The following is a 24,155-nucleotide window of genomic DNA, read 5'->3' on the forward strand; positions in this document are numbered from 1 at the left end:
GCCTAGGCACGGATGAACTCCCCGGCGGATGCGGCCGGAACGGAATGCGCGGTAGGGACCGCGGTCGACGGGGGACGCCGGACCTGTTCGTGGTTGCGGAACGCCGCCCAGCACAGCCCCAGCGCGGCCGCGAACACCGGCAGCCACACCACCCGGGCGGCTATCCATCCCGCCGAGTCGGGTGGCGTGTGCAGCCCGGGCAGCCGCGCGGGGACGAGGAGCCCGAGCGAGGTGACGGCCATCATGGCGGTCTGGTGCCACAGGAAGACCGTCATGGCGGAGCTGTTCAGCAGAGCCACCTTCGCCCAGGCCGCCGGCCTGCGCATGCGTCGGGCCAGCCGGTCGCGGGCCAGCAGGGCCAGGGCGCACTGGGCCAGCCCGAACGTGACCGCGGCCAGCGTCGGCGGGTTGAGATTCGAGACGCCAGCCCCAGGAACGCCCACCATGGATGCCGGATACCCGCCCCACAGGACCAGCGCGGTGGTGGCTGCCGCGGCACCGCCGGCGAGGAGCCGGAGCCGGCCGTGCCGGGCGAGGGCTCCGCGCGACCAAGTGGCGCCCAATGTGAAGGGAACGAGCCAGCCCGCGGCCACATTGACCCAGCCGATCCATTCCGGCCCGCCCAGCCAGAAGCGCCACAGGTCGACGCCCGCCACCACTGCCGCCGGCCACGCCGGGCCGATCCGGGACACCAGCGGAGTCGCGGCGGTGAGCGCGGCGAACACCAGCAGGAACCACAGCGGCGACAGGACCAGCTTGACCAGCGTCCGTACGGTGCCGAGCTCCGCCCCGCCGACCAGCATGCCCGCCACGACGACCGTCCAGAGGACAAGCACCGCGGAGACCGGGAGGAACAGCCGGCCGAGCCGCTGCCCGACCCACACCGTGTACGGGACGCCCCGCTCGCGCGCCGAGGCGTACCCGCGGGCGGCGACGTGGCCGCCCACCAGGAAGAAGACGGCCAGTGTCTGGAACACCCAGGTCAGCGGCGTCAGCCAGGGGATGTGCGTCAGAGGACTCGTGCCGCGCAGACCGCCGTCCGCCGCGGTCAGGGAGGTGACCAGCCAGTGGCCGAGGACCACCCCGAGGATCGCGAGAGCTCGGAGGGCGTCCACGGCCCGGTCTCGGTCGGCCGGGGTGGCCGTGTCGATGCCCGCCGCCAGGGCGGACCAGCGGGCGCGGAGCTCACGCATGGCCGGCCTCCTGGGCGGGACCACAGCCGAGGACGATGGCGGCCAGGGCGTCGAGGGACGCGGTGCCCGGCTTGAGGTAATCGCTGTGGCCGCCGCCCCCGGCGGCGAAGGCCCGCGCTCCGAAGGCGGGGTCGACCGGGTCGGTGCCGAAGCCGAGCCCGCCGAGCCGGACGTGCGGTACACCGGCTATCCAGTCGGCGTCGCCCCTGCCGGCCCAGACCCGGGCCGAGGTCGGCAGCTCCCGGGCCGATCCGGTCCCCGTGCCCGGGCTGCCGAAGAGGACCACGTCGCCGACGGCGGGGCCGGTGACGGTCCGTGCGCAGACGACCGAGCCGTAGGAGTGGCACAGCAGCGAGAGCCGCGCGCCGGGTGCGGCCAGATCCCCCAACCGGTGCAGGAACGGTGCCAGTTCGGCGGCGGCATCGTCGGCCCGGCCGACCGTCAGTACGGTCGTGCTGACCGTGCTCGGGGTGTCGTACCCGAGCCAGGCGACCACGGCCGTGCGCGGATAGTCCGCCCGGAGCCGCTGCTGGAGGGCGACCGCCCCGGACCGGAACCTCTCGTACGTGTCGAGTGTGGTGTCGGATCCTGGTACCAGGACGGCGATCCGGTCGGCGGTCTCCAGCTCGCCGAACACCTCGACGGCACGGCCCCTGCCGCGGCCGTCGAAGGCCAGGAACTGCGCCGCACCGGTTGCGGCCATGGCCCGCAGCCGGTCGGCCCGGCCGGAACGGCCCGCGTTATGGGCCATCCGGAGCGCCTCCGAGATGTTGTCGCGATTGGCCGCATAGCGGCTCCGGGGAGGGGCGTCCTCGGCGAACACGGCGGGCGAAGGCGCGGGCACCCGCGCGGAGGCGGCGGCCGACACGGGGACGACCACGGCCGCCGCGACCAGCGAAGCCAGCAGCGTGCGGCGCAGGCGTCCGCCACGCCCGCCGCCCTTCCCCGTCGCGAGCGCGGCCCCAACCGCCCCGGCTTCCCGCGCCGTACCGGCCGCCGCTGCCCTGTCCGCCGTTTCGGCCGTCTCCGTCGTCATGGCTTCTTCCCCCGTGTCCCGGAAGAGCCGTCAGTGCCCTTCTCCGTCAACGAAGTTAGATATCCGAGCCCCTGGTCCGCGTCCCGCCACGGAGCCGTGTCCGCGTGTAGCTCCCAGGTATGACGGGCCATACGCCAGAGGCACATCGGCCCATCTGGCCGCGCTCCGGTGAACCATCCGGAACTCCTTGCCGACACGCCACTTGGGCGGGAGCCGGACGGGAGCCGGTCAGGGGAGCGACCGAAGGCGTGCCACGGTGTCCGGCAGCGCCGCTCCGTGCGACGAACTGTGGCTGCGGGCCCCTCGGCCTCGGCGCGGACGGGCGGGTCACTGTCTGCGGTAGTCGAGCGGGGGACTGCCGCGCCCCGCGAGTTCTCTGCGCAGCGCGCCGTCGGGCAGCAGCCGCAGTCGGCTCCGGCCGCCCGCCGTGCAGGTCGGCGGAGCGCCGGAGGTGACGGTGGAGGCGTCCAGCTCCACGGGGTCGGAAGCGCCGCGCAGGGCCGCTGTCCAGGAGCAGGTGAATCCGGGGTCATGGACGGTCAGGGACATCACCTGCTCGCCGACCCCGCCGTGCGTGAGGGTGAGCCACCAGGTCTGGCCGGCGCGGACGGCCTGCCAGGTGCCGGTGTACGCCTCCGGCAGGCCGCCGCCCACCGGAGCCGACGCGGAACCCGGGGCAGCGCCCGAAGCCGAACCCGAAGCGGAACCCGACCCGGAAGCGGAACCCGAACCCGAAGCGGAACCCGGAGCCGAAGCGGAGGCCTGACCGGAGCCCGTCGGCGCCGGCGGACCGGGGCTCGGGACGGGCGGCCGCGGATTCTCTGCCCCGCTCATCACCGCGTACACGGTGCCGACGGACAGGGCTGCGACGACCGCGGCGACCGCGAGGAGCAGGGCGGTGGACGCCGTCCAGGGCCTGGGCGGACGTTCCGGTTCCAGCGGGGGGTACGCGGAGTAGGAGGGCGGCACCGGAGGCGGAGGCGGTGCCGGCGCCGCGCGGTCCGGCCCGGCGTCCTCGCGGTCCAGCAGTCGTAGGGTGCGCCGGCCGAGCCCGGCCACCAGCGGCGCCGGCAGCCAGGGCTCCAGGGCCCTCCCGTCGGCCACGGTCTCCTCGGCGCCGAGCCGGGCCAGCACCTCGGCCGGCCCCGGCCGCGCACCTGGATCCCGGTGCAGGCAGTCCCGTATGAGGTCGAGCAACCCAGCCGGTACGCCGGCCAGTTCGGATGCGGCGACTCCAGCGCCGCGCGGCGGGGGTGCCGCGTGGCCGCCGGGGCGTTCCGCGCTCCCGAAGGGCACCCGTCCCGTGGTCGCGTACGCCAGGACCGTGCCGAGGCGGAACACGTCGCAGGCTGCGCTCACCGGCTCGCTGCGGATCCGCTCGGGGGCCGTGAAGCCGGGGGAGTCGATGGCGTCGCCCGCCCGGGGCGGGCCTGTTTCGCACCCGGTGGGGGCGCGGGTGATGCCGAAGTCGATGACGCGCGGGCCGTAGAGGGTGATCAGCACCTTCGAGGGCGTCAGGTCGCCATGGACGACGTCAGCCCGGTGGATGTCCTGGAGAGCGTGCGCGAGGCCCGCCGCCAGAACGCGTACGGACCGTTCCGGCAGCGGGCCGAAGTCGTGGGCGACGACCCGCCGCAGGCTCGGTCCGACGACGTGGTCCGTGGCGAACCAGGGGGTGGCGGCCTCGGTGTCGGCGTCCGTGATCGGGACGGCCCACTCGCCGACCACCCGGCGGGCCGCGGCGAGCTCCTGGCGGAAGCGGATGCGGAATTCCTCGCGGGCGGCGAGTCCGGGGTGGGCCAGCGTGACCGCGACGGTACGGCCGCCGTCGGACCGGGCGAGGTACACCCGCCCCGTGCGACCGCTGCCGAGCCGGGACAGCAGCTGGTACGGGCCGACGTGGTGCGGGTCGTGCGGATGCAGTTGTTCCATGGCCGGGCGGTCCTTCCCCTGCTGGCCGAACAGCTCCGCCGGGAAAGACGGGTGGGGACGCCGACCGGTTGCCTCCCGGTCAGCGCCGCCGGACCCGGGCAGGGGCCTTGGCCCGGGCCCCGACCCGGCCCCGACCGGGCGCGCATCCGGCCCGCCCTCGACGCTCACCTGAACCTCGACGCCGCCCCCACCCCGGCCCCCGGGCCGAGTCGGACCCCGCACGGCCGGCCCGTGGGACTCAGGCCGCCGGGCCGGCCGGGTCACGCGGCGCGGGCAGCGTGTCCAGGGCCGCGGCGAGCCGCTCCAGGACCCGGACCGTCTCCGCGAAGGCGGCGTCCCCCAGCTCGGACGCGAGGCGGGCGGCCATCGCCGAGTGGCCCGGGCCGATCCGGTCCACAGCCGCGCGGCCCTCCTCCGTCGGGCGCAGCAGCTTGGCCCGCCGGTGCGCCGGGTTCGGCGCGTACTCGGCGAGGCCCTTGGCGACGAGCAGGTCCGCGATGCGTTGGACGCTCTGCCGGGTGATCCCCATGCTGCGGGCGATCCCGGCGACGGGCAGCGGCTCCCGCAGCACCGCGCCCAGCACCTGCCACCAGGCGGCGGTCAGCCCGGCGGGGCGCGCCAGCTCCTCGGAGAGGGAGAGGAACTGGCCGTTCAGTCGGAACACCCCGAGCGCGGTGCGGCTCAGCAGGTCCTGCCGGGTCCGGGAGGACGCGGGTGACGTCGGCTCAAGCATCGCCCGCCGCCGATGCCGCCATCAGGACCGGGTAGGCGCTCTCGTCCGAGTGGTGGAAGAGCCCGTACCAGGCGTCCAGGACCTCCGGCTTGTAGACGTCCAGGCGGGCGAAGACCTCGCGGGCGAAGGCGACCGGTTCCGTCGGGCCCGCCGTGATCAGGTCCCCGTCGGTAACCGCATCGGCCTCGACGTAGTGCTCGGAGCCTTGGTAGCCCGGCTGTTCGGCCAGGTAGAAGGAGACCGCGCTGGTGTGCCTGCGGTCGTCCAGCAGTCCCTCGCGGGCGAGGCCGGCGGTGGCTCCGCAGATCGCCGCGACCGGTACGCCGGCGGCCAGGAACTCCCGGGCCTTCGCCGCGAAGGGCCCCAGTTCGTCGCCCGCGTCCCACAGGGAGGCCCCGGTCAGGATCAGCAGCGAGGAGTCCTCCGGTCGCAGATCGGCCAAGCCCAGGTCAGGCTGGATGCGGATGCCGCCCATGGTGGTGACCGGCGCTCCGGCGGTGAGGCCGACGGTCCGCACGGCGTGGCCTCGCTGGGTGAGGTGCGCGGTGGTGTGGCCGGTCTCCCAGTCCGCGTACGTGTCGTAGACCGCGAGGTGGACGGGCTTGCGTGCGGTCTCGCTCATGGTGGTTCGCCTCCAGCGTCGGATGGTGCCAGGTGCCGTCGGCGCTCACCGCGTCCGAAAGGTGTGGTGAGCGTGGTGTCGGCGGGTTGGGCGATGCTCGTGGGATGTGCCGCGCAAGCCGTCCGTAGCGGCCTCCGCGAGGGCTTCCACAAAAAGCGCCTATGACAAGAGACTGTCATAACGACAGGATGCTGTCAATATGGCGCAGGGGCGCCCGAGAGGTGCCGACAGACTGCCGAGACCGGCCCGCCACCCCCATACAGTCCGCCGATATCCCTCCCCACCTGCGCACTTCTAGCGTGGCGCCATGACCCCTCATGTCACCCCGCACACCCTTGCCGCCGTGAAAGACGCAGATCGGAAGCATGTCTTCCATTCCTGGTCCGCCCAGGCCCTGATCGACCCGCTCGCCGTCGCGGGGGCCGAGGGCTCCTTCTTCTGGGACTACGAGGGCAAGCGCTACCTCGACTTCTCCTCCCAGCTGGTCAACACCAACATCGGCCACCAGCACCCCAAGGTCGTGGCCGCGATCCAGGAGCAGGCCGCCCGACTCTGCACCCTCGCGCCCGGCTTCGCCGTCGACGTCCGCTCCGAGGCCGCCCGCCTCATCGCCGAGCGGACCCCCGGCGACCTGGACAAGATCTTCTTCACCAACGGGGGCGCCGAAGCCGTCGAGAACGCCGTTCGCATGGCCCGTCTGCACACGGGCCGCGCCAAGGTGCTCTCCACCTACCGCTCGTACCACGGGGCCACCGCCGCCGCGATCAACCTCACCGGGGACCCGCGCCGCTGGCCGTCCGACACCGCCGCGGCCGGCGTCGTGCACTTCTGGGGCCCGTACCTCTACCGTTCCGCCTTCCACGCGACCACTGAGGCCGAGGAGTGCGAGCGCGCCCTCACCCACCTCGCCGACACCATCGCCTTCGAGGGCCCGCAGTCGATCGCGGCGATCATCCTGGAGACCGTGCCGGGTACGGCGGGCATCATGGTCCCGCCCGCGGGCTACCTCGCGGGCGTCCGCGAGCTCTGCGACCGCTACGGCATCGTCTTCGTCCTCGACGAGGTCATGGCCGGCTTCGGCCGCACCGGCGCGTGGTTCGCCGCCGACCACTGGGACGTCACGCCGGACCTGATCACCTTCGCCAAGGGCGTCAACAGCGGCTACGTGCCGCTCGGCGGCGTGGCCATCTCGGCCGCCATCGCCGAGACGTTCGCGACCCGCCCCTACCCGGGCGGACTGACGTACTCCGGACACCCCTTGGCCTGCGCCGCCGCCGTTGCGACGATCAACGCGATGGAGGAGGAGGGCGTCGTCGAGCATGCCGCCCACCTGGGCGAGAACGTGATCGGCCCGGCGCTCGCCGAGATCGCCGAGCGCCACCCGTCGGTCGGCGAGGTCCGCGGCCTCGGTGCCTTCTGGGCCCTGGAACTCGTACGGGACAAGGAGACGCGCGAGCCGCTCGTCCCGTACAACGCGGCTGGGGCGGACAACACCCCGATGGCCGAGTTCGCGGCGGCCTGCAAGGCCGGCGGCCTGTGGCCCTTCGTCAACATGAACCGGACCCATGTCGTCCCCGCTTGCACCATCACGGAGGCCGAGGCCAAGGAGGGCCTGGCCCTGCTGGACGAGGCGCTCACGGTCGCCGACCGCCACACCACCGGGTAGCCGGGACAGTCACACACAATCCCCACCGACCGACCGGTTTCGGCCTCGCTGTCTGGCCTATGGTGTCCGAAGCTCTACGACAGGAGACGGACCCCTATGCCAGGCAGCGGCGCTGTCACCCGCAACACGCTTCGCCAGCAGATCGCGGACGCGCTGCGTGACGAGGTGCTCGCGGGACGCTTGCCCCCGGGGACCGAGTTCACCGTGAAGCAGATCGCCGAGCAGTACGAGGTCTCCGCGACTCCGGTGCGCGAGGCGCTCGTGGACCTCTCGGCCCAGGGGCTGCTGGAACTGGTCCAGCACCGGGGTTTCCGGGTGCGGGTCTTCTCGGTCGACGACTTCCGCGGCATGATCGAGGCCCGTTCGCTGGTCGTGGACGGCATCTTCCGCCGGCTCGCCGAGCGGGGCACCACCCCGGGCTTCGGCGAGATGCTGGTGTCGGTGCGCCGCCGGGGCGAGGAGGCGCGCAGGGCGGCCCGGAGCGGCTCCCTGGAGGTGCTGATCGGCTACGACCTGCGTTTTTGGCGGGAACTCAGCGGGCTCGTCGCCAACCCGTACATCACCGAGTTCCTGCACCGCATCCGCGTGCAGTGCTGGGTCTTCGCCGTCCCCCACCTCCAGCGCGACCCGCAGCTGCGGGAAGCCCTCTGGGACGGGCACAGCGATCTGGTGGACGCCGTGACCCGGGCGGACGCCGATGCCGTCCGCCGCATCGTGCACGGCTACAACGAGCACGCGCTGGCCTGGGCCGAGCGCCTCTGAACCCCTGCCGGGCCCCTGGGGGCGGCCGCAGTTCCGCGCACCCCTTCGCGGAGGGTGTCCGGCGCACTACGCTGGCCTGATCGGCGACAACGACTGATCGGAGGCCGTGTGGCCTGTGACCTGTGGCTGGTCCCCCTTGTCGACGTGCTGTGCCACAGCCCCGACAACCCCTTCGCGGAAGAGATCGCCTCGTACGACAAGGCGCTGGGCCAGGCCGGGCTCCCGTCCGTGCCCGTGTTCGCGTACATGCCGGGTCTGAGCGGGGACGTCGCCCCGGTCGCCGGTTTCGACTACGACGCCCTGCACTTCCTGAGGCGCGCCTACCTGCTCCAGCTCTGCGGCCTGCCGGTGACCCCGGTGGACGAGCTGGGCGGGGACTACGAACAGCTGCTGGAGATGTTCGAGCCCACCGCTCAGCAGTCGCACCTGGTGTGGCACTACGACCACGCGGGCGCCTATGTGCCCGTCGACTTCCCGGCGCCCCTGGCGAACGAGGAGCTGCTGGCCGGAGGCGGGCCGCTGGGGTCCGCGCAAGGGCTGCTGCGGGAGCTGGTGTTCGTCGCTCCCTCCATCGGGATAGACCCGGGGAACCCGCCGGCGGCGCCCGCGCCGCCGGGGCGGCCGACCTCGCTGGAGGAGCCGGCGGGACCGATCCCGTACGACGGCAGCCCCTTCGCCCGCGAGCGGCACGTCTGGCTGGGACTGCACGCGGCGGCGACGCGCAGTCTCGGACAGGGATCGATGATCATCTTCAGCTGAGCTGCCTGCAGACCTGTACCTGTACCTGTACCTGTACCTGTACCTGTGCTTGTACCTGCTGCCCGGGCCGGTGGGCGGGGGCGGCCCCGCCCCCGCCCCCTCCACCGGGTCAGCGCGGCTGCTCGGGGGGCCGCTGGCGCGGCATGTTGGGGCGGGTGCCCGGCGGCAGCGGGAAGCGGGCCGGCGGGACGTACGCGTCAGCGCCGCGCGCCCCGGAGGCCCCCAGCGACTGCATCACCAGTGGAGCGGGACCGGAACGGAACTCGACCATCCAGTCCGCGGTCTCCGACCGCACCAGCTCCGTGATGTCCTCGGAGAAGCGCCGCAGCACGGTCAGGCACCGCTCGGCGGCCTCGCTGGCGGTGCCCTCGGTGGGCCCGAGCACCTCGCGGACGTTCTCCGAGGCCCAGTCGAACTGCAGGGTCTGGAGCCGGCGCTGCACCGCCTGGGCCGTGGCCACGTCCCGCATCCAGCCCGACGTCAGTCCGAAGAACCGGTCGCAGGCCAGCGCGGCCGCGCCCAGCAGGAGCGCCAGGTACCCGTACGCCGATCCGCCCGGCGCCGAGCCGGTCAGTTCCAGTACCGGCATCGCGGCGCCCGTGACGGCCCCCAGGGCGGCGCCGACGCGCAGCACGCGCGCTCCGCGGCGCTTCCACGCCCGGTCGGACAGGTACCACTCGGCCGTGCGTAGCGCGTCCGCCTCGACCCGCCGGTAGAGCTCGTCGAGCCGCTCGGCGGGCTCCCCCCAGTCCCCGAGGGGGAAGGGCCGGCCGGTCAGATCGCCCGCCGCCATCGGCCCGCCGCCCTCCTCCCGGGGATCCCGGGGTGGCCCCTCGGGCTGCATCTCCGGTTGGCTCACCCGGCACTCCCTCTGCCTGCGCTGACGTGTGGTGGTGCGCGTGTGCGCAATGATGCGCATGCTCTTCCTACCTTCGAATGGCGGGCGATGGACAACGAATCCCGGGATTTCCGCTCGCAAGGAGGGCTCCATCAGGTACGCGCAGGCCCCGACTCTCACTCGAAAGAGTTGGTCCTCACGGCGTAGGGCGCGGCGCCCGGGGAGCACGTAGGCTCGGATTGACCAAGCGTTCCGCAGGTCTCGGGTCGCGAAAGGTCCCGACGGTACCGACGTACGGAAGTGAGTGCCCTGTGATTCCCGGTGGTGGCCAGCCCAACATGCAGCAGCTGCTCCAGCAGGCCCAGAAGATGCAGCAGGACCTCGCCGCCGCGCAGGAGGAGCTGGCGCGGACCGAGGTCGAGGGCCAGGCCGGCGGCGGCCTGGTCAAGGCGACCGTCACCGGCTCCGGTGAGCTGCGCGCCCTGGTGATCGACCCGAAGGCCGTGGATCCGGAGGACACGGAGACGCTGGCCGACCTCGTGGTCGCGGCGGTCCAGGCGGCGGGCGAGAACGCCCAGGCGCTCCAGCAGCAGAAGCTGGGCCCCCTCGCGCAGGGCCTGGGCGGTGGCAGCGGGATTCCCGGCCTGCCGTTCTAGCAGTACTCTCCCTCCTTCCTCCCCGCTCGACCCATCCCACGAAAGACGAAAGAAGGCAGTCCGTTGTACGAAGGCGTGGTCCAGGACCTGATCGACGAACTGGGCAGGCTGCCCGGCGTCGGGCCCAAGAGCGCGCAGCGGATCGCCTTCCACGTCCTGCAGGCCGAGCCCACCGACGTCCGCCGCCTCGCGCACGCGCTGCTCGAAGTGAAGGACAAGGTCCGGTTCTGTGCCGTGTGCGGGAACGTGGCGCAGGAGGAGCGCTGCGGCATCTGCCGCGACCCGCGCCGGGACGCGACGGTCATCTGTGTCGTCGAGGAGCCGAAGGACGTGGTCGCGATCGAGCGGACGCGTGAGTTCCGGGGCAAGTACCACGTCCTCGGCGGCGCGATCAGCCCGATCGAGGGCGTCGGCCCGGACGACCTGCGCATCCGCGAGCTGCTGGCGCGGCTGGCGGACGGTGAGGTGACCGAGCTGATCCTCGCCACCGACCCCAACCTGGAGGGCGAGGCGACCGCCACCTACCTCGCCCGCATGATCAAGCCCATGGGCCTGAAGGTCACCCGCCTGGCCAGCGGGCTCCCCGTCGGGGGAGATCTGGAGTACGCGGACGAGGTCACGCTGGGGCGGGCCTTTGAAGGAAGGCGACTTCTCGATGTCTGACGCAACGCTGCACGCTCTCGGCCAGGATCCGGACGACTTCGCCGCCTCGATCGCGGACCAGATCGAGTCGTTCATCGTCGCGGTCACCGAGGTCGCCAAGGGCGAGGATCCGGACAGTGCGGTGCCCTTCCTCCTCCTGGAGGTGTCCCAGCTGCTGCTGGCGGGCGGGCGACTGGGCGCGTACCAGGACGTGCTGCCCGAAGAGCGCTACGAGCCCGATCTCGGCCCGGAACCGGACGTCGACGACCTGCGCGAGCGGTTTGCGATCATGCTGGAGCCGGTCGACGTCTACTCCGAGGTCTTCGACCCGTACGAGCCGCGCAAGGCCCCGGTGGCCCACCGGATCTCCGACGACCTGGCCGACGTGGTCGCCGACCTGCGCCACGGCCTCATCCACCACCAGGCGGGTCGCATCACCGAGGCGCTGTGGTGGTGGCAGTTCTCGTACTTCACCAACTGGGGCCCGACGGCCTCGGCGACCCTGCGCGCCCTGCAGTCCCTGATCTCGCACGTGCGCCTGAACCAGCCGCTGGCGGCCCTGGACGGCCTGGACACGGACGAGGACCTGACCGAGGACGACCTGGCGGAGCAGGCGGGGAAGGTCATGGCGGAGGAGCTCGGCGGCCTGGGCCGCACGTGACCCTCCGGCACGGAACCCGGATTGTGATCTTTTCGTCTCATGATGCGGTACGAGGAGGTCGGATCCCGGTCGCTCGTTAGACTGCACCCGCAATGAGACGGACTGACCGAGGAGCGCACGTGGGCCTTGTCGTGCAGAAGTACGGAGGCTCCTCCGTAGCCGATGCCGAGGGCATCAAGCGTGTCGCCAAGCGGATCGTGGACGCCAAGAAGAACGGCCACCAAGTGGTCGTGGTGGTGTCCGCGATGGGCGACACGACGGACGAGCTGATCGATCTCGCCGAGCAGGTTTCGCCGATGCCTGCCGGACGCGAATTCGACATGCTGCTGACCGCGGGAGAGCGGATCTCCATGGCCCTGTTGGCCATGGCAATCAAAAACCTGGGCCACGAGGCCCAGTCGTTCACCGGCAGCCAGGCAGGCGTCATCACCGACTCGGTGCACAACAAAGCGCGCATCATCGATGTCACGCCGGGCCGGATCCGCACCGCGCTGGACGAGGGCAACATCGCCATCGTCGCCGGTTTCCAGGGCGTGTCCGCGGACTCCAAGGACATCACCACGCTGGGCCGCGGAGGCTCGGACACCACCGCCGTGGCGCTCGCCGCGGCACTGGACGCCGAGGTTTGCGAGATCTACACCGACGTCGACGGCGTCTTCACCGCCGACCCCCGCGTCGTGAAGAAGGCCCGGAAGATCGACTGGATCTCCTCCGAGGACATGCTGGAGCTGGCGGCTTCCGGTTCCAAGGTGCTGCTGCACCGCTGTGTCGAGTACGCACGCCGATACAACATCCCGATCCACGTCCGCTCGTCCTTCTCGGGACTGCCGGGCACCTGGGTCAGCAACGAGAATCCGCAAGGGGACGAGCAGGTGGAGCACGCCATCATCTCCGGAGTCGCTCACGACGTCTCCGAAGCCAAGATCACGGTCGTCGGCGTCCCGGACAAGCCGGGTGAGGCCGCGGCGATCTTCCGCGCCATCGCGGACGCCGAGATCAACATCGACATGATCGTGCAGAACGTCTCGGCGGCCTCGACGGGCCTCACCGACATCTCCTTCACGCTTCCCAAGGCCGAGGGCCACAAGGCCATCGACGCCCTGGAGAAGGCGAAGAGCGCGATCGGCTTCGACTCCCTGCGCTATGACGACCAGATCGGCAAGATCTCCCTGGTCGGCGCCGGTATGAAGACGAACCCGGGCGTCACCGCCTCGTTCTTCCAGGCGCTGTCCGACGCGGGCGTCAACATCGAGCTGATCTCCACCTCGGAGATCCGCATCTCGGTCGTGACCCGCCAGGACGACGTCAACGAGGCCGTCCGCGCCGTGCACACGGCCTTCGGCCTCGACTCCGACAGCGACGAGGCCGTCGTCTACGGAGGCACCGGACGATGACCGCCGCCCGGTCGGCCCCGGCTCCGGCTCTCGCCGTCGTCGGGGCGACCGGAGCAGTCGGCTCGGTCCTGCTCCGGATGCTGTCCGAGCGGGCTGACGTCTGGGGCGACATACGGCTGATCGCCTCCGGGCGGTCGGCCGGCCGCATGCTGTCCGTCCGCGGACAGGAGTGCGAGGTGCTCGCCCTCACCGAGGACGCCTTCGACGGCCTCGGGGCGGGCGATGTCGCGCTCTTCCTCACCCCGGCCGAGGTCTCGGCCCGCTGGGCGCCCGTCGCCACCGCGCGCGGCGCGGTCGTCGTCGACCAGTCCGCCGCCTTCCGGGAGGATCCCGAGGTACCGCTCGTGGTGCCCGAGATCAACGCCCACGCGGCACGCATCAGGCCGCGCGGGATCGTCGCCAGCCCGGACACCGTCACCGCCGCGATGATCGCTTCGCTGGGGGCGCTGCACGCCGAGTACGGCCTGACCGAGCTGGCCGTCTCCACGTACCAGGCCGCGAGCGCGGCCGGCCGGGCCGGCTCCGAGGCGCTGCGCCGCCAGCTGTCGCTGGTCGCGGGGACCTCCCTGGGCGAGCAGCCCGGCGACGTGCGCCGTGCCGTGGGCGAGGACACCGGACCCTTCGCGGCTCCCCTGGCCCTGAACGTGGTGCCGTGGTGCGGCGAGCTGAACGAGGACGGCTGGTCCTCGCACGAGCTGGCCGTACGCGCGCAGACCCGCCGGATCCTTCAACTGGAGGCGCTCCCGGTGTCGGTGACCTGCGTGCGGGTGCCGGTCCTGACCGGTGACTCGCTGACGGTGCGGGCCGGCTTCGAGAACGAGGTCAAGGCGGCGCACGCCCGGGAGATCCTGGAGACCGCGCCCGGCGTGGTGCTGGTGGACGATCCCGGGACGGGGGAGTTCCCCACCCCCGTGGACGCCGCCGGGACGGATCCGGCCTGGGTGGGGCGCGTGCGGGCCGCGCTCGACGACCCGTACGCGCTGGAGTTCTTCGTGTGCGCCGACAATCTCCGCCGGGGCGCGGCGCTGAACGCCACACAGATCGCGGAACTGATCGCAGGTGAATGTGCGTAATTCGCTTTGTAGGATCGGTGCCGATCCCTTGATCAAGGTGATGGCCCGACTGCCGTTTCGCTGGACGGGGCAATCGGGAAGAGCGGGTACGCATGAGGACAATACGGAGTTCCCTGCCGAGGCCTCTGCGCGCGTACAACCCTGACCGGGGGACGCGTGTCCTACAGGCGTGGCACAGGCACTGCTCGAATCGGCCGTCCTGCCGGCACGCACGGGGGTCCTCCCGCCGCGCCGGGACGTCCGCACGCCCGGCGGCGGTCTTCCCGTGATCGTTCCCGTCCCTCCGACGGGGACCCCACAGGCCCCCGCACGGACCCCCGGCGGTCTCGTGCCCGAACAGCGCGACAGCGGTGACGCGGAAGCGAACGGCAAGGCCCACGACAGGGCCGACGAGGCCGACAGAGCCGACGAGGCCGGAGCGGCCGGAGCGGCCGACGTGGTGGCCGGCACCACCGTCGACCACCTCACGGCCACCTACCAGGCGCACTACCGCTCACTCCTCGGCCTCGCCGCGCTGCTCCTCGACGACACCGCCTCCTGCGAGGACGTGGTGCAGGAGGCGTTCATCCGGGTGCACTCGGCGCGCAACCGGGTCCGCGACCGCGAGAAGACCCTGGCGTACCTGCGCCAGACCGTCGTGAACCTCTCGCGTTCCGCCCTGCGCCGCCGCATCCTCGGCCTCAAGCTGCTGTCGAAGCCCATGCCGGACATGGCGAGCGCCGAAGAGGGCGCCTACGACCAGCTGGAACGGGACGATCTGATCAAGGCGATGCGGGGACTCCAGCGCCGCCAGCGCGAGGTGCTGGTGCTGCGCTACTTCGCGGACATGACGGAAGCCCAGGTCGCCGAGACGCTGGGAGTGTCGCTCGGCTCGGTCAAGGCGTACGGATCGCGGGGCATTGCCGCGCTGCGGGTGGCGATGGAGGCTGCGCAGTCATGAGGGACGACCACACCGCGCCGGACGGCGCGAGCGGCGAGGACGAGCTGCGGATCCTGCTGCGCGGCGCCGTCGAGGGCATCCGGCCCTCCGGGGACGCGCTGGAGCGGATCCTGCACGCCGTACCCGCGCGACGCCGGGCCCGCAGGCGCCGGGCCGTCGTCGGCGCGGCCGCGGCCGCGCTGATCGCGGGGACCGCGATCCCGGCCGCGCTGCACCTCGCGGGCGGCGAGGGCACGGACGCGGACCGCCGGACCGTGGCCGGGCACGAGGCGCACTCCGGTGACGAACACAGCGGCGCCTCCGACCCGCACCAGAACGGATACGGCGCCTACCCGAAGGCCGGCGGCTCCCTCAGCGGCTCCGTGGACGCGGGCGGTGCCACCGGGCAGCCCGACGCCTCGCAGGGCGGTGCCACGACAGGAGGACCGGCATCGGGCCCGGCGGGCACCGGCGACCCGGGCGGCCCGGCAGGTTCCGCGTCCGACCCGGCGGCGGGCACCGGCCCGCTGCCGCCGGTGGCTTCGCCGGGCGTCCCCGGATGCGGCGCCGAGCAGCTGGGCGTCGTGGGCTACGTGCGCAACCCGGAGGGCGACGGCCGGGTGGCCGGCGGCTTCCGGGTCACCAACGTCTCCTCCCGGGGCTGCGCCGTCACCGGCCGGGACAACGTGACCGCGGCCTCCGCGCCCGTGGCGACGCTGGTCCCGGGCTCCGGGGTCGCCGTGGTCGACCACGCGGCGGGCGACCCGGGCAGCGGTCTGCTGCCCGACCCGTCGGCGCAGCCTTCGGTGGTGGTGCTCGCGCCGAACAAGTCCTACGAGGTCCGCTTCGCGTGGGTGCCGCCGGGCGAGCCCTGTGCCGCGAACGGCTCGGACGGCGGCGGCAAGCCGCCGCAGACCGGTTCGGCGGGCACCTCGGGCGCCCCGGGCAGCGGTGCCGCGTCGGAGCCCCAGACGGGCACGCCCCAGGCGCCGAGCGTCGTCGAGGTGTCCCACACCCCCCGGACCAGCGCCGCGCCGACGACGCGGACGTCGATCCCCGACGCCTGCGGCGGCACGGTCTACCGGACGGGTGCGATCCCGGTCGACGACTGATCCTGCGCAGGCGGGTCGGCCGGGCCGGCAGGCTTGGCGGGGTCGGCGGGGTCGAGCAGGCCCGCCTCCGCGTCGCGCAGGGTTTCCACCTCGCGGCGGTAGAGCCGGAACCACATGAAGAGCACGAAGGCGACGAAGACGAACCACTCGCCCGTGTAGCCGAGGTTCTGGAAGGCCTTGAGGTCGAGCCCGGTGTTGGTCGGCGCCTGCGCAGGCACCGGGAGCATCCCGTCCACCGGGGTCTGCACGGTCAGCCACGCGTCGTACAGGTCGTGCGGGACGATGTTGACCAGAGTGGCCGCGGCGATCACGCCGAGCTGTCCGGCGGGCAGGCCCCCCTGGGCGTGGACCCCCTTCGTCCCCGAGTTCTCCGAGGCCTGCAGGGCGCCGGTCACCTCGACCCGGCCCGTCGGCGCGGCCGGCGCCTTCGCGGGGTCCGCGGCACCGGGAAGCCATCCCCGGACCACCGGCAGGGCCTTGCCGGAGTCGGTCTTCAGCAGCGTCAGGACGTAGAAACCGGTCGCGCCGTCGAGCCGCCGCTCGGGCACCAGCATCTGCTCGCCGTACTCCCCGGACGCAGAAGCCATCCGCCCGGAGGTCTCCGTGTCGACCGGGAGCAGCGAGTCCAGGGGCGCGGCCGCCCGGTCGACGGGCCGTTCTGCGGTCGCTTCCCGGTGGCTGTCCACCCGCGCCTCGAACCGGCCGAGCTGCCAGGACCCCATGAACAGGCAGAAGGGGACCGCGAGCGCGACGAAGACGTTGATCCCCCACCAGCGCGGGGTCAGGAGAAACCGGTGCACCCCACCACGGTACGGGGGGTGCACCGGCCACCGGTCCTCAGGGTCGGGCGGGCAGGTGCTTCAGCGCGAACTCCAGGTCCATCCGTACCTGCTTGATCCGCTCCTCCACGACCAGCGAGCCGTGCCCGGCGTCGTACCGGTACACCTCGTGCACCGCCCCGCGCGCCACGAGCCGGTCCACGTAGGTGTCGATCTGCCGGATCGGGCAGCGCGGGTCGTTCACGCCGGCCGCAATGTGGACCGGGGCTTTCACCCGGTCCACATAGGTCAGCGGGGAGGAGACCTCGTACCGGTCCGGGACCTCCTGCGGGGTACCGCCGAAGAGGGTGCGGTCCAGGGCCTTCAGCGCCTCCATCTCGTCGTGGTAGGCCGTCACGTAGTCCGCGACCGGCACGGCGGCCAGGCCCACGGCCCAGGCCTCCGGCTGCGTGCCCAGGCCCAGCAGCGTCAGGTAGCCACCCCAGGAGCCGCCCGACAGGACGAGCCGCTCCGGGTCCGCGAGGCCCGACGCGACCGCCCACGCGCGGACCGCCCCGATGTCCTCCAGCTCGATGAGGCCGACCCGGTGCTTGAGGGCGTCGGTCCACTCGCGGCCGTATCCCGTCGAGCCCCGGTAGTTGACCCGGACCACCGCGAAGCCGTGGTCCAGCCAGGCCGCCGGGGTCGCGGCGAAGGCGTCGCTGTCGTGCCAGGTCGGCCCGCCGTGGATCTCGAAGATCGTCGGGAAGGGGCCGTCGCCGTGCCCCGACGGACGCTGGACGAGCGCGTGGATCCGGCCGCCCGGACCCTCCACCCAGGCGTCCTCCACCGGCAGCGAGCCCGGCGGCCGCAGGCCCGGCGGATCCAGGACGGCCCCGCCCGCGGTGGACCGCACCGCCGGCGGCTCGGCGGCCGAGGACCACAGGTACTCCACCGTCCCATCGGGCCGCGCGGTGGCCCCGGACACCGTCCCCGGCGGCGTGTCCACGCGTACGAGCTCCCCCGCGGCCAGGTCGTAGCGCCACAGCTCGGTGCGCGCCTCGAAGCTGTGCGCGACCAGCAGCGCGGATCCGTCCGGGTACCACTCGGCGCTGACGTCGCCCGGCAGGTCGATCGCGAGATCCTGCTCGGCCCCCGTGGCCACGTCCCACACCAGCGGCTCCCAGCGGCCGCGCCGCTGGTGGCCGATGAGCAGCCGGGTGTCGCCCGCGACCGGGGCGAAGCCGAGCACCTCCAGACCGAGCTCCTCCGTCCCGCCGCGGGAGTCGTCCAGCTCGGCGACGGTGCTCCCGTCCAGGGTGAGGACGCGCAGGGCGGAGTGCATGGCGTCGCCGTGCTCGGTGTGCTCGATGGCCAGCAGGGTGCCGTCGCGCGACAGGTCGCCCACGCCCGCGGACTCCCGGTGCCGGTAGATCACCGCGGGCTCCGAGCCGTCCGGGCGGACCACGTGGACGGTCGAGCCGTCCTCGTCCGTGGAGCGCCCGACGACCGTGGTGCCGTCGCGCCCGATGGCCAGCCCCGCCGGGTAGGAGGGTTCGAGGCCCGGAGTGGCGGGCTCGTCGGGGCCGCCGGCGAAGGGCTGGCGCACCCAGGTTCCGAACTCGTCGCCGTCGGTGTCGGAGAACCACCAGATCCACTCGCCGTCGGGGGAGAGGGTGCCGTCGGTGGTGCCGTTGGGGCGGTCGGTGGCCTGCCGCTGCACACCCGTGGCGCGGTCCCAGGCGTAGATCTCGAAGGTGCCGGTCGCGTTGGAGACGAAGAGCGAACGGTCCGGGGCGTCCTCGGCCCATTCGGGCAGCCCGACGCGCGGTGCGCGGAACCGCTTCTCCCAGTCGGGCATGTCGGGGGTGATCTCGCTGTCGCTGGTCATGCGCCCATTGTGGCCGCAGCGCCCCCCGGGGTGCCGACTGCTCCGAACGGGCGCACAGTGGAACCCGTACTCCAAGGAGGAACGATCATGGCCAAGAAGGCCCGCACCGGCCACCACATGCACCAGGAATCCGAACGCGCACTGGCGAAGAACACGGCTGCCCAGGCCCGTGCGAAGGCCGCGGTCAAGGACCCGCACTCCACGGCGGCGAAGACCCGCGGCATGCAGCAGAAGGCCCAGGCCAGGCGCGGCTGAACGAGCGCGGCCGACCGCCTTCGTCCGTACGCTGGCGCCATGCGGATGATCGTCCGGGGCGCCCGGCTGCTCCACACACCAGGCCTGTCCGACGTCGAGGTCGGGGAGGACGGCCGCATCGCGCGGGTGGTCCCCCACGACGACCAGAAGGAACCGCCGGCCACCGGCGTCCTCGTCGAGGCGCACGGCAGCCTGCTCACCGCACCCTTCGTCGAACCGCACATCCACCTCGACACGGCTTTGACCGCCGGCGAGCCGCGCCCCAACACCTCCGGCACCCTGTGGGAGGGCATCGCCTGCTGGAGCGAGCGCAAGCGCACCCTGACCCGCGAGGACGTGGTCGCGCGGGCCACCGAGGTGCTGCGCTGGCAGGCTGCCCACGGCGTCCTGCACGTCCGTACCCACTGCGACGTCACCGACCCGTCCCTCACCGCGCTCGACGCGCTGCTGGAGGTCCGCGACCGGGTGCGGGACGTCATGGACCTGCAGATCGTCGCCTTCCCCCAGGAGGGCATCGTCTCCTACCCGGACGGCGAGGCACTGCTGCGCGAGGCCGTCTCCCGCGGGGCGGACGTCGTCGGCGCGATCCCGCACTTCGAGGACACCCGCGAGGACGGTGTCGCCTCGCTGCACACCGCCTTCGCACTGGCCGAGGAACACGGCCTGCGGGTGGACGCCCACTGCGACGAGATCGACGACGAGCAGTCCCGCTTCGTGGAGGTGCTCGCCACCCTCGCCCTGCGCTCGGGCCTGCGCGAGCGGGCCACCGCCTCCCACACCACGGCCATGGGCTCCTACAACGGCGCCTACAGCTTCAAACTCCAGAGGCTGCTGTCCCGTTCGGGCATCAACCTGATCGCCAACCCCTTCGCCAACCTCAACCTCCAGGGCCGCTTCGACGCCTACCCCAAGCGGCGCGGCCTCACCCAGGTCCGGGAGATGCTGGCGGCCGGGGTCAACGTGGCCTTCGGCCACGACGACGTGATGGACCCCTGGAACGCCCTCGGCACCGCCAACCCGCTGCAGACCGCCCTTGTCGGCCTGTACGCCGCCCAGCTCACCGGCGCCGACGACATCCCGGTGGCCTTCTCGATGGTGACGGACCGTGCGGCACGCGTGCTCGGCCTCGGCGCCGACGCGTACGGCATCACCGCCGGAGCCCCCGCCTCCTTCGTGCTGCTGCCCGCGCCCACGCCCGAGGAGGCGATTCGCCGCCAGGTGCGGCCCCGTTACGTGGTCTCGCGCGGCTCCGTACTCGCCGAGACCCCGACCGTGCCGACCCGGCTGTCCTGGCCCGGGGAGCCCCCGGCGGACGTCGACTTCACCCGCCGCCTACGCTGACGTGCCATGACGTGGACCCTCGACACCACATCGGCCCGTGCCGCCCTGGAGATCGCTTCGGAGTACGCGGACACGGCGCTGCTCAACCACAGCGTGCGCTCCTACGCCTTCGGCGCGCGGTACGCGCAGGACCACGGCCTGGAGTACGACCGGGAGCTCTTCTACGTGGCGGCCCTCCTGCACGACCTGGGCCTGACCGCGCCGTTCGACAGCCACACCCTGCCCTTCGAGGAGGCGGGCGGCCACGTGGCGCGCGTGCTGACGGCGGGCCTGGGCTGGCCGGCGGACCGCCGGGCCCGCGCCGAGGAGATCATCGTCCTGCACATGCGGGACGACGTCAGCGCGGCGCAGGACGCCGAGAGCCACCTCCTCCAGGTGGGCACCAGCGCCGACGTCTCCGGCCTGCGCCTCGCCGAGTTCGCCCCGGCCTTCACCGCCCGGCTCCTCGCCGCCCACCCGCGCGCCGGCTTCGGCCCCGCCTTCACCGCCCTCGTCCAGGACCAGGCGGAGCGCAAGCCCGGCTGCGCGGCCGCCGCCTACGTCGCGGGCGGCGCGGCCACCCGTATCGCGGCCAACCCCCTGGACGCCTGACGGGGGCGCCCGCCGCGCAGGTCACGTGGATCCGCCACCGCTTCGGATAGCGTGCCCGCATGTCGTGGGACGAGGACGGAACGCCGCACCCGCTCGCACAGCGCCGCAGCGGCCGCAGCGAACTGGAGGCCGACCGGCTGCCCGAGATGCGGGAGCTGGAGGCACTCGGCTGGGAGCCGGCCCCCGAGGACCTGCGCTGGATCTTCCTCCCGTACGTCTGGCCCCCCGCGGCCCGCACCTGGATCCCCGACCGTTCCACCCACTGGGCCGTGGACACCGCACTCGACGGTCACGGCCACATCACCGGCGTGGAGTGCGCCCCGCTCCCCGAACCCGACCTGCGCGACCTGGACCGGGAGACCGACGAGGCCCTCGCCGCGCTCGGGCTCCCGCCCCGCCCCCGGGGCCGCCTCTGGCTGCTCCGCCCGGTCGGCCCGTTCACCACGGTCGCGGCGGTCCTCGACCACCTCGACGCCCTGGCCGCGGCGGCCCCCTCCCCTGACTTCCCGTCGCTGGCCCGCACCGAACTGGCCGCGCTCCACGAGAGCGCGTAGCGGGTGTTGGCTACGCTGGAACGGTGGGGGCAGCGGCGGGAGGCGGTCCCATGAGGCGGCGGCATCACTTCCACATCGACCACGCAGGCCACTCGGTCAGCGCCACGGTCCAGACCGGCCGCACCGCGGTCGTCGAGGTCCTGGTCGACGGCAAGGAGACGGGCCATGCGACGACCCACCACGACCACCCCGTGACCGTCCGCGTCGAGCTGCCGACGGACCCCCCGACGAAGGTCTCCGTCCGTGCCACCCCCGGCCCGGGCATCCCCCGCTGCGTCTTCGAGGCCCCGGCCACAGAGCCCCACATCATGTCACCCCGCCCCTACTGACGGGCCCCGGCAACGCAGGAAGGGCCCGATCCGCGATGCGGATCAGGCCCTTGACCTGGTCTTACGAAGTCGGGGTGGCGGGATTTGAACCCACGACCTCTTCGTCCCGAACGAGGTTCGGTTGCGGAACCTGCCAGCAGCGATGGCATTTCCGCAGGTCAGGAGGTTGGTGTGGGGCGGTCTCAGATGGTCTGGGAGGGACTTGGGGAGTGGATAGGCTCCCAGATGGCTCCTGGGGAGACCGCCGCCAGCATCAGGCGCCGGTCGCTGCCGGCGGTTCGGCCTTCCTGCCCCGCCCTCCGGTCAGAGATGCAGGATCAGGTCGATGAAGGACCGCAGCAGCCAGAGGGCTGCTACACCCGCTACGGCTGACACTGCGCCCTTGAGTGCCTGGACGGTGAGCACCCAGCGGAGGAACCGCAGCCGGCGCCGCGCCCGCGGCGAGGGCCACCCCTGCACCGCCCCTTCGGAGGCGCCGCCGACGCGGGGAGGGCGGTGCAGGGCAGCCTTGATCTTCCTGGCAAGGAGTGCCAGGACAGCCTTACACTTCAATGCGAAGCTCCTGATCAGTGAACTAGTCGGGATGTTTCGGCGGGGAAGGCGCCGGCTCAGGTTGGTAGCCAGGCGGCCGGGCCTTTCCCGTGTTGTGACTGACGATATGCAATGGCGCGCGTGGAGCGGTGGAACCGAGTGAAAACTTACTCGGACCTCATTTTGTCACCTGCGAGGATTTGCGACGCGGATCATCCTAGCCGAATGCGGCGCATGGCGAGAGCGACCGCTATCTCTGTCGAATCCTTTCCTGCCTTTCTCGCGTAACGGATAAGCGCCTCCATTTCCGCCTCCATCCCGGCGCGTGCCAGTTTGTCGGCTGCGTGGGCGATTTCTGATTCTTCCCATGAGGCGGCCAGGTCGGCAAGCAGGGCGATCCTCTGGTCGGCTTTCATTTCGGCCAGCACCCCGGGGAGGTCTGGAGGTGCGTCGAGCTGGTCGGCGCCCACCGGCGAAGCGCTGTGGCTGTTGCGCCGGTCCCCCTCGCTGGATGTCGCCCCGTTGCGCCGGTCCCCCTCCGAACAGGTGCAGTCGGCTGAAGGGTGCCCTTTCGACCGCCGGGCTGCGCACAGCAGTGCTTGGAGTTCGGCGGGTCCGAGCTCAAGCGCTACTCCCATGCGGTAGGCGCCCTGTTGCGCCAGCTCGGACATGAGGTGTACCGCATCCCTGCCGGGAAGTCGCCGCCCGTGGAGCCAGTGGGACAGCTGGGACGGCGAAACATGCAGGGCCTCCGCTGCGACATGCAAGGCGGCTCCCGGCTGGACGTACTGGATGACGATCCGCAGGGCTGCGGCGAACTCCTTTACCTCGCCAGTAGTGCCGGATGCGTAGGAACTTCCAATATGGCCTGAAGCTGGCACAGCGAAGGGACCCCTTCCGGTTGCCGGGGCTGCGCACGGAGACGATCAATCGGTCTGAGCCTATCCGTTCACGGGGTGCGAGGCCTCGGGTTCTCCAGCCATCGGGCGGACTATTTTCAGCGAGTGACTGAAGTGGCTGAAGCGTCGCATTCCGGGCAATCTGGATGGCCATCTTTACTGGTGTTGTAAAGATGCCTGATCGCTGGAATCGATAGCGCTTTCCGTGCTAGTAATGGGTGGCTGTTGGGGCCGTTGGCGCCTTTCACTGCCCTTCCGAGGAGGTTTGGCTCGAATGGAAGCACCCCTGCCCTCTTGGCTGGATCCCGGCCTGGGAACGATGAAGCGTGCTGCGCTATGGCTCGTATCCGAGGTCGGAGTGGGCAAGACGTTCACCAAGGAGCAGCTCCGTGCTGCCTTCCCTGGTGTCTCGCAGGTCGACCGCCGCATGAGGGACCTACGGGACTTCGGATGGCGAATCGATACGAACCGCGAGGACGCGACGCTGGACTCTCACGAGCAGCGCTTCGTCGAGCAGGGCGATCCGGTCTGGTTGCCCGGGCGGGCGACACGCAGGGCCGGCACTGCAGCCATCGGCGCAGGACGGCGGCGGGAGGTTCTGGCGAGGGACGGGAACATGTGCCGCTCCTGCGGTATCACCCCCGGTGAGCTGTACGACGGCACAGACGAAGCCGCCCAGCTCGACATCGCTCGGAGAGAGGTCATCAAGCCTGGTGGAGGCCGGACAACGGAGTTGGTCACTGAGTGCCGGCGGTGCAGAGTCGGCGGCCGTGCGCTAGTGGCGGATCTCGGCGAGGTCATCAGGGCAGCGGCAGTGCTCAGCCCTTCGGATCGCCGCGTCCTGGAGGGCTGGTTGGCTGACGACCAGCGGGAGTTCACCGCGCTGGACCGGCTCTGGAGTGCTTACCGCTCCCTGCCTGAAGAGTCGCGAGCGAAGCTGCGCTCGCAGCTTGGTACCGCCTGAAGCCGATCTCAGCACACAGAGGCCCCTGGACAACAAGACGTAGG

At 72.2% G+C, this 24,155-nt stretch carries 26 protein-coding genes; 16 read left to right on the top strand and 10 right to left on the bottom strand.

Going from position 1 to position 24,155, the window contains the following annotated elements:
* Positions 1 to 2 precede the first annotated feature (2 nt).
* From R4Z63_RS16920 to R4Z63_RS16940, 5 genes are all read right to left on the bottom strand, one after another.
* On the bottom strand, positions 3 to 1,193 hold the full coding sequence (locus R4Z63_RS16920) for an acyltransferase family protein (RefSeq protein ID WP_384446012.1): 1,191 nt from the start codon (positions 1,191 to 1,193) through the stop codon (positions 3 to 5).
* Complete coding sequence (locus tag R4Z63_RS16925; protein WP_384446013.1) at positions 1,186 to 2,229, bottom strand: alpha/beta hydrolase; 1,044 nt, start codon at positions 2,227 to 2,229, stop codon at positions 1,186 to 1,188. The genes R4Z63_RS16920 and R4Z63_RS16925 overlap by 8 nt, the downstream gene beginning before the upstream one ends.
* Positions 2,230 to 2,556: 327 nt before the next feature.
* A complete protein-coding gene (locus R4Z63_RS16930) occupies positions 2,557 to 4,161 on the bottom strand; it encodes a serine/threonine-protein kinase (RefSeq protein ID WP_384446014.1) in 1,605 nt (534 codons plus the stop codon).
* A gap of 238 nt (positions 4,162 to 4,399) precedes the next feature.
* Entirely contained in the window at positions 4,400 to 4,894 is a 495-nt protein-coding gene (locus tag R4Z63_RS16935; RefSeq protein ID WP_037920849.1) for a MarR family winged helix-turn-helix transcriptional regulator, read from the bottom strand.
* On the bottom strand, positions 4,887 to 5,516 hold the full coding sequence (locus R4Z63_RS16940; RefSeq protein ID WP_037920855.1) for a DJ-1/PfpI family protein: 630 nt from the start codon (positions 5,514 to 5,516) through the stop codon (positions 4,887 to 4,889). The genes R4Z63_RS16935 and R4Z63_RS16940 overlap by 8 nt, the downstream gene beginning before the upstream one ends.
* Positions 5,517 to 5,823: 307 nt before the next feature.
* Between R4Z63_RS16940 and R4Z63_RS16945 the strand changes: the two genes are divergently transcribed.
* The 3 genes from R4Z63_RS16945 (at position 5,824) to R4Z63_RS16955 (ending at position 8,703) form a co-directional block, all read left to right on the top strand.
* Positions 5,824 to 7,182 (top strand): aspartate aminotransferase family protein, encoded by a 1,359-nt coding sequence (locus R4Z63_RS16945; RefSeq protein WP_037920861.1) that lies wholly within the window; start codon positions 5,824 to 5,826, stop codon positions 7,180 to 7,182.
* A 96-nt stretch (positions 7,183 to 7,278) separates the two neighbouring features.
* Positions 7,279 to 7,944 (top strand): GntR family transcriptional regulator, encoded by a 666-nt coding sequence (locus R4Z63_RS16950; protein WP_037920863.1) that lies wholly within the window; start codon positions 7,279 to 7,281, stop codon positions 7,942 to 7,944.
* Between the two features lie 108 nt (positions 7,945 to 8,052).
* Positions 8,053 to 8,703 carry a putative DNA-mimic protein gene (locus R4Z63_RS16955; RefSeq protein ID WP_037920865.1) on the top strand — a complete coding sequence of 217 codons (651 nt, stop codon included), beginning with the start codon at positions 8,053 to 8,055 and terminating at the stop codon, positions 8,701 to 8,703.
* A 109-nt stretch (positions 8,704 to 8,812) separates the two neighbouring features.
* Here R4Z63_RS16955 and R4Z63_RS16960 read toward each other — a convergent pair whose 3' ends face one another.
* Positions 8,813 to 9,562, bottom strand: coding sequence for an SLATT domain-containing protein (locus R4Z63_RS16960; RefSeq protein WP_037920867.1), 750 nt, complete (start codon positions 9,560 to 9,562; stop codon positions 8,813 to 8,815).
* A 290-nt stretch (positions 9,563 to 9,852) separates the two neighbouring features.
* Between R4Z63_RS16960 and R4Z63_RS16965 the strand changes: the two genes are divergently transcribed.
* From R4Z63_RS16965 to R4Z63_RS16995, 7 genes are all read left to right on the top strand, one after another.
* Entirely contained in the window at positions 9,853 to 10,197 is a 345-nt protein-coding gene (locus R4Z63_RS16965; RefSeq protein WP_078556344.1) for a YbaB/EbfC family nucleoid-associated protein, read from the top strand.
* A gap of 63 nt (positions 10,198 to 10,260) precedes the next feature.
* Positions 10,261 to 10,860 carry a recombination mediator RecR gene (recR, locus tag R4Z63_RS16970; RefSeq protein WP_037920876.1) on the top strand — a complete coding sequence of 200 codons (600 nt, stop codon included), beginning with the start codon at positions 10,261 to 10,263 and terminating at the stop codon, positions 10,858 to 10,860.
* The gene (locus R4Z63_RS16975) at positions 10,853 to 11,500 is read left to right on the top strand and encodes a DUF5063 domain-containing protein (protein WP_037920878.1); all 648 of its coding nucleotides are present in this window, start codon (positions 10,853 to 10,855) and stop codon (positions 11,498 to 11,500) included. Before recR ends, R4Z63_RS16975 begins: the two co-directional genes overlap by 8 nt.
* A 119-nt stretch (positions 11,501 to 11,619) precedes the next feature.
* On the top strand, positions 11,620 to 12,894 hold the full coding sequence (locus R4Z63_RS16980) for an aspartate kinase (protein ID WP_030838740.1): 1,275 nt from the start codon (positions 11,620 to 11,622) through the stop codon (positions 12,892 to 12,894).
* A complete protein-coding gene (locus R4Z63_RS16985; RefSeq protein WP_037920883.1) occupies positions 12,891 to 13,967 on the top strand; it encodes an aspartate-semialdehyde dehydrogenase in 1,077 nt (358 codons plus the stop codon). Before R4Z63_RS16980 ends, R4Z63_RS16985 begins: the two co-directional genes overlap by 4 nt.
* A gap of 169 nt (positions 13,968 to 14,136) precedes the next feature.
* Positions 14,137 to 14,907 carry a SigE family RNA polymerase sigma factor gene (locus tag R4Z63_RS16990; RefSeq protein ID WP_384446015.1) on the top strand — a complete coding sequence of 257 codons (771 nt, stop codon included), beginning with the start codon at positions 14,137 to 14,139 and terminating at the stop codon, positions 14,905 to 14,907.
* Positions 14,904 to 15,998, top strand: coding sequence for a hypothetical protein (locus R4Z63_RS16995; RefSeq protein ID WP_384446016.1), 1,095 nt, complete (start codon positions 14,904 to 14,906; stop codon positions 15,996 to 15,998). Before R4Z63_RS16990 ends, R4Z63_RS16995 begins: the two co-directional genes overlap by 4 nt.
* Here the strand turns inward: R4Z63_RS16995 and R4Z63_RS17000 are convergent.
* Both R4Z63_RS17000 and R4Z63_RS17005 read right to left on the bottom strand, forming a co-directional pair.
* Positions 15,965 to 16,798, bottom strand: coding sequence for an SURF1 family protein (locus R4Z63_RS17000; RefSeq protein ID WP_384446017.1), 834 nt, complete (start codon positions 16,796 to 16,798; stop codon positions 15,965 to 15,967). The genes R4Z63_RS16995 and R4Z63_RS17000 overlap by 34 nt on opposite strands.
* A 37-nt stretch (positions 16,799 to 16,835) precedes the next feature.
* On the bottom strand, positions 16,836 to 18,647 hold the full coding sequence (locus tag R4Z63_RS17005) for a S9 family peptidase (RefSeq protein ID WP_384446018.1): 1,812 nt from the start codon (positions 18,645 to 18,647) through the stop codon (positions 16,836 to 16,838).
* A gap of 87 nt (positions 18,648 to 18,734) precedes the next feature.
* On the opposite strand from R4Z63_RS17005, the gene R4Z63_RS17010 reads away from it, so the two are divergent.
* The 5 genes from R4Z63_RS17010 to R4Z63_RS17030 are packed head-to-tail and all read left to right on the top strand — an operon-like array spanning position 18,735 to position 21,717.
* On the top strand, positions 18,735 to 18,902 hold the full coding sequence (locus tag R4Z63_RS17010) for a hypothetical protein (RefSeq protein ID WP_384446019.1): 168 nt from the start codon (positions 18,735 to 18,737) through the stop codon (positions 18,900 to 18,902).
* Positions 18,903 to 18,941: 39 nt separating this feature from the next.
* Positions 18,942 to 20,243 carry a cytosine deaminase gene (codA, locus tag R4Z63_RS17015; RefSeq protein ID WP_304949872.1) on the top strand — a complete coding sequence of 434 codons (1,302 nt, stop codon included), beginning with the start codon at positions 18,942 to 18,944 and terminating at the stop codon, positions 20,241 to 20,243.
* A gap of 6 nt (positions 20,244 to 20,249) precedes the next feature.
* Positions 20,250 to 20,834 (top strand): HD domain-containing protein, encoded by a 585-nt coding sequence (locus R4Z63_RS17020; RefSeq protein WP_384446020.1) that lies wholly within the window; start codon positions 20,250 to 20,252, stop codon positions 20,832 to 20,834.
* A 59-nt stretch (positions 20,835 to 20,893) separates the two neighbouring features.
* Positions 20,894 to 21,388 carry a DUF5956 family protein gene (locus R4Z63_RS17025; RefSeq protein WP_384446021.1) on the top strand — a complete coding sequence of 165 codons (495 nt, stop codon included), beginning with the start codon at positions 20,894 to 20,896 and terminating at the stop codon, positions 21,386 to 21,388.
* Between the two features lie 50 nt (positions 21,389 to 21,438).
* On the top strand, positions 21,439 to 21,717 hold the full coding sequence (locus tag R4Z63_RS17030; RefSeq protein WP_037920892.1) for a hypothetical protein: 279 nt from the start codon (positions 21,439 to 21,441) through the stop codon (positions 21,715 to 21,717).
* Positions 21,718 to 22,020: 303 nt separating this feature from the next.
* Here the strand turns inward: R4Z63_RS17030 and R4Z63_RS17035 are convergent, their stop codons facing one another.
* Together R4Z63_RS17035 and R4Z63_RS17040 are read right to left on the bottom strand one after the other, a co-directional pair.
* Complete coding sequence (locus tag R4Z63_RS17035) at positions 22,021 to 22,269, bottom strand: hypothetical protein (protein WP_384446022.1); 249 nt, start codon at positions 22,267 to 22,269, stop codon at positions 22,021 to 22,023.
* 191 nt (positions 22,270 to 22,460) lie between these two features.
* On the bottom strand, positions 22,461 to 22,919 hold the full coding sequence (locus tag R4Z63_RS17040; protein WP_384446023.1) for a hypothetical protein: 459 nt from the start codon (positions 22,917 to 22,919) through the stop codon (positions 22,461 to 22,463).
* Positions 22,920 to 23,421: 502 nt separating this feature from the next.
* On the opposite strand from R4Z63_RS17040, the gene R4Z63_RS17045 reads away from it, so the two are divergent.
* Positions 23,422 to 24,111: an HNH endonuclease gene (locus R4Z63_RS17045; protein WP_384446024.1), complete on the top strand. Its 690-nt coding sequence runs from the start codon at positions 23,422 to 23,424 to the stop codon at positions 24,109 to 24,111.
* Positions 24,112 to 24,155: the final 44 nt, after the last annotated feature.

This window comes from Streptomyces sp. PL-29 (assembly GCF_058344425.1).

What these genes read in the sequence shown, in the direction of transcription:
- codA (WP_304949872.1), top strand. Translation starts at nt 18,942, where the DNA reads ATGCGGATGATCGTCCGGGGCGCCCGGCTGCTCCACACACCAGGCCTG.
- R4Z63_RS17010 (WP_384446019.1), top strand. Translation starts at nt 18,735, where the DNA reads ATGGCCAAGAAGGCCCGCACCGGCCACCACATGCACCAGGAATCCGAA.
- R4Z63_RS17040 (WP_384446023.1), bottom strand. Translation starts at nt 22,919, where the DNA reads ATGTCCGAGCTGGCGCAACAGGGCGCCTACCGCATGGGAGTAGCGCTT.
- R4Z63_RS16940 (WP_037920855.1), bottom strand. Translation starts at nt 5,516, where the DNA reads ATGAGCGAGACCGCACGCAAGCCCGTCCACCTCGCGGTCTACGACACG.
- R4Z63_RS17025 (WP_384446021.1), top strand. Translation starts at nt 20,894, where the DNA reads ATGTCGTGGGACGAGGACGGAACGCCGCACCCGCTCGCACAGCGCCGC.
- R4Z63_RS16975 (WP_037920878.1), top strand. Translation starts at nt 10,853, where the DNA reads ATGTCTGACGCAACGCTGCACGCTCTCGGCCAGGATCCGGACGACTTC.
- R4Z63_RS16945 (WP_037920861.1), top strand. Translation starts at nt 5,824, where the DNA reads ATGACCCCTCATGTCACCCCGCACACCCTTGCCGCCGTGAAAGACGCA.
- R4Z63_RS16930 (WP_384446014.1), bottom strand. Translation starts at nt 4,161, where the DNA reads ATGGAACAACTGCATCCGCACGACCCGCACCACGTCGGCCCGTACCAG.
- R4Z63_RS16925 (WP_384446013.1), bottom strand. Translation starts at nt 2,229, where the DNA reads ATGACGACGGAGACGGCCGAAACGGCGGACAGGGCAGCGGCGGCCGGT.
- R4Z63_RS16920 (WP_384446012.1), bottom strand. Translation starts at nt 1,193, where the DNA reads ATGCGTGAGCTCCGCGCCCGCTGGTCCGCCCTGGCGGCGGGCATCGAC.
- R4Z63_RS16935 (WP_037920849.1), bottom strand. Translation starts at nt 4,894, where the DNA reads ATGCTTGAGCCGACGTCACCCGCGTCCTCCCGGACCCGGCAGGACCTG.
- R4Z63_RS17030 (WP_037920892.1), top strand. Translation starts at nt 21,439, where the DNA reads ATGAGGCGGCGGCATCACTTCCACATCGACCACGCAGGCCACTCGGTC.
- R4Z63_RS16985 (WP_037920883.1), top strand. Translation starts at nt 12,891, where the DNA reads ATGACCGCCGCCCGGTCGGCCCCGGCTCCGGCTCTCGCCGTCGTCGGG.
- R4Z63_RS17045 (WP_384446024.1), top strand. Translation starts at nt 23,422, where the DNA reads ATGGAAGCACCCCTGCCCTCTTGGCTGGATCCCGGCCTGGGAACGATG.
- R4Z63_RS17005 (WP_384446018.1), bottom strand. Translation starts at nt 18,647, where the DNA reads ATGACCAGCGACAGCGAGATCACCCCCGACATGCCCGACTGGGAGAAG.
- R4Z63_RS17020 (WP_384446020.1), top strand. Translation starts at nt 20,250, where the DNA reads ATGACGTGGACCCTCGACACCACATCGGCCCGTGCCGCCCTGGAGATC.
- R4Z63_RS16995 (WP_384446016.1), top strand. Translation starts at nt 14,904, where the DNA reads ATGAGGGACGACCACACCGCGCCGGACGGCGCGAGCGGCGAGGACGAG.
- R4Z63_RS16950 (WP_037920863.1), top strand. Translation starts at nt 7,279, where the DNA reads ATGCCAGGCAGCGGCGCTGTCACCCGCAACACGCTTCGCCAGCAGATC.